Raw genomic sequence first — 3,370 nt, 5'->3', positions numbered from 1 at the left:
CGAAAAGTAGTCCGTAAAAGCTGTTAAGCGTCGTACCTAATTAGGTTTATGGCACGACGCTTTTGATAGGTATTAAATGATTAAAGAATGAGTGTGTCTTCGTCTTGTGCGTCAGATTCTGTCTGGTGCTCTTGCTCTTCAAGCCACTGCTTTGTCTGAATAACACCTGCAACGCCTGCAACTGTCGGCTCATCAAGAAAATCTCGTAATCCAACCTCAACACCGTAACTTTGCTTAATTTTGTTGACCAGCGTCGCTGCGATCAACGAGTGCCCATTTAAGTCAAAGAAGTTATCATCTAAACCTATTGGAGAAGTCCCTAATGCTAATTCCCAATCTTTAATTAACGCTTTTTCTAGTTCACTAGATGGTGCTCGGCTAGAAGTACCAAGAGTTCCACCTGAATCCAGCTCTTCTACCTGCTCAATATTACCTGCTGCACTCATTTTTGTTGCTTGAGCAACCATAACTGGAGAGATGTCGAAATCTAGCTGGTGCTTGTCTAGCAGAGCCTGTAATTCTTCACGCAGAGCAAATAATTTATCAGTGTTCACCTCACTCGACGGCACAGTGCCATCTAACTTAAATGACATTGATACATTTGCAGAGTCTTGGTGAGTGCCACAATAATTATCTAATGCGGTCTTATCTAAAAACGCTAACTCCTTCGTGGCAGAAGTTTGTCCATAAGGAATTGCGTCTACCCAATATGTTTTTCTATCATATGGATATGTTGGTAATGGCATGCGCTTTCTACTTTGTCCTTGATAGCGCGCCTGCCAATCTACTTTAACCCCCGTGCCCCACAGTTTAGCCTCAGCCATCACCATCAACTCACGGTCTAGTTGCGGTTCAGCATGCGTAGGTAAAGTATCAATCACTAACTCTTTATTGTGACCAGACATGATAGCAAACGTACTCAATGCTTTACCTGGACCAACTTCTAGGAAAATACAATCAGGATCTTGAGCAACCAAGTTCACACAGCGCGCAAATTCAACCGTATTACGTAACTGTTTCCCCCAATAAGCGGCACTTTGTGCCTGCTCATTCGTGATCCAATCACCCGTGACATTAGATACAAATGGAATTTGAGGTGCTTTTAAATCTACTTGTTCAATAAATGCTTCTAATGCCTTTTGCGCAGGCACCATTGAAGCTGAGTGGAATGCATGCGACGTTTTTAACCTGCGACTACCAATACCCGCAGCTGTTAATTGTGTTTCAACTGATGTTATCTCGTTTTGCGGACCACATAACACACAAGCAGTCGGCCCATTTTCAGCCGCCAGTTCAACCGAGTCTGATAAATATGGATCAAGTGCCTCTCGTGACAGCGCCACTGATAGCATCACACCAGGGGCTTGCTGTGCCATCAAACGACCGCGTTCACAAACGATTTTGATACCATCTTCAAGTGAAAATACCTCAGCAATACACGCAGCTGATAGCTCCCCTAAGCTATGTCCAATCATCGCATCAGGTTCAATGCCTTGGTCGCGCCATAACTGAGCAAGCGCGTATTCAACACTGAACAACACAACCTGTGCTAATTGGGTATTTTGTAAGGCTTCACTTTGCCCCTCTGCATCATTAAATAGCACATCATGTAAATCAATTTGTGCATATTTTGAGACTAGAGTACGGCACTTATCAAATGCTTCCTTAAATACCACCTGAGTCGAATATAAATTAGCAGCCATTTTGGGATATTGAGTGCCTTGACCCGGAAACATAAAACACACACTTCTGTCAGTCGGCTTTTGCTTGCGCACAGCTGTGAGCGCAGAATCAACCGATTCTAACTGCTGCTTTAGTTCTGTAACAGAGTTACACACTGTAAAGAACTTATGCTCAAACGCACATCGACCAACCTTTAGTGTATACGCCAAATCTGCCAGCGACACGCCTGGATTGACTGACAAATAATGCAGCAAATTGCGCTTTTGTTTGATCAGTGCTGATTCAGTTTTGGCCGACAATAAAATGGCTTGTGGAGCCTGAGGTTCATCACTGTGCTCAACCTGTGGAGCCTCTTCTAAAATAATATGAACATTTGTACCGCCAATACCAAACGAACTAATAGCACCGCGTCTAGGGATGCCATCGACTTCCCAATTTTGCATTTTATCATTGACGTAGAATGGGCTGTTCGCGAAGTCAATTTTAGGGTTTGGTTTTTCAAAATTAAGACTGGCGGGCATTTTTTTATGCTGTAATGACAGTACCATTTTGATCAAACTTGCAACGCCACCCGCAGTTACAAGGTGACCTATATTCGTTTTCACAGAACCAATGCCACAATACTGCTTTTTATCTGTGTATTGACGATATGCCTTAGTCAATGCTGAAATTTCAATTGGATCCCCAATATTCGTCGCAGTTCCATGGCCATCAATAAAGGTGATGGTCTCTGGGTTAACATCTGAGACGGCAAGCGCTTCAGCAATAACTTGTGCCTGACCTTCTGGCGATGGCGCTGTATAGCTCGCTTTATCCGAACCATCGTTATTAATCGCAGACCCCTTAATTACCGCTAAGATGTTGTCACCATCATCTAGGGCATCTTCAAGTCGTTTTAGAGCAATAATCCCTAACCCACTGCCAGCGACCGTACCTGATGCACGCTCATCATAGGCTCTACAACTACCATCATTTGCGCCGATCCCTCCTTCCTGATAATACAAAGAGTCTGACGTTGATACGGAAATATTCACACCACCAGCTAACACGATATCGTTTTGATAGTTAAGAAGGCTTTCTCTGGCCATATGGATCGCTACCGCAGCTGATGAGCACAGCGTACTGACACTCATACTCGAACCAGTAAAGCCCATTTTGTATGACACGCGCGTTGCGATGAAGTCTTTATCATTACCTAATTGGGTTTGGAAACTACCAACTTGCTGCAACAAATCTCTATTTGGTAATAAATTACTTTCTAAGTAGCCACTAAACCCAGTTGAACCGAACACCCCAACACGGCCATCGTACTGCTCCATACTGTAGCCAGATTGCTCAAATAGGTCCCAGCAAGACTCCAAGAATAATCGATGCTGAGGGTCCATAATCTCAGCTTCTCTTGGCGAAATATTAAAAAAGCTGGCATCAAATTTTCTCACAATATCATCTGACAAAGAGGCTTCAGAGCTCACATAGTTTGGGTTTTTATCAACAAACTCGCCAAATCCTCGCTCTCGTAGCATATCACCAGTCACTATTTTTACTGACTCAACACCTTGGCTTAAGTTTTCCCAAAACTCATTTACATCATCTGCATCAGGGAAGCGCCCTACCATGCCAATAATTGCTATGTCTTCGTTCATTTCTTGTTGTTCTTCGTTATCTTGTACTTGGTCAAACATAGTCA

General features: G+C 43.4%; 1 protein-coding gene. It reads right to left on the bottom strand.

Going from position 1 to position 3,370, the window contains the following annotated elements; translation table 11 throughout:
* Positions 1–80: 80 nt before the first annotated feature.
* Positions 81–3,365 carry a type I polyketide synthase gene (locus QNM16_RS16660; protein WP_284021551.1) on the bottom strand — a complete coding sequence of 1,095 codons (3,285 nt, stop codon included), beginning with the start codon at positions 3,363–3,365 and terminating at the stop codon, positions 81–83.
* Between the last annotated feature and the right edge of the window lie 5 nt (positions 3,366–3,370).

Source organism: Pseudoalteromonas umbrosa (assembly GCF_030125375.1).
Classification (GTDB): domain Bacteria; phylum Pseudomonadota; class Gammaproteobacteria; order Enterobacterales; family Alteromonadaceae; genus Pseudoalteromonas; species Pseudoalteromonas umbrosa.
Note: the sequence above shows the minus strand (reverse complement) of the source record. Positions and strands in the feature narration are given on the sequence as shown.

Excerpts from the sequence above, each read along its gene's own strand:
- QNM16_RS16660 (WP_284021551.1), bottom strand. The coding sequence starts at position 3,365 with ATGTTTGACCAAGTACAAGATAACGAAGAACAACAAGAAATGAACGAA.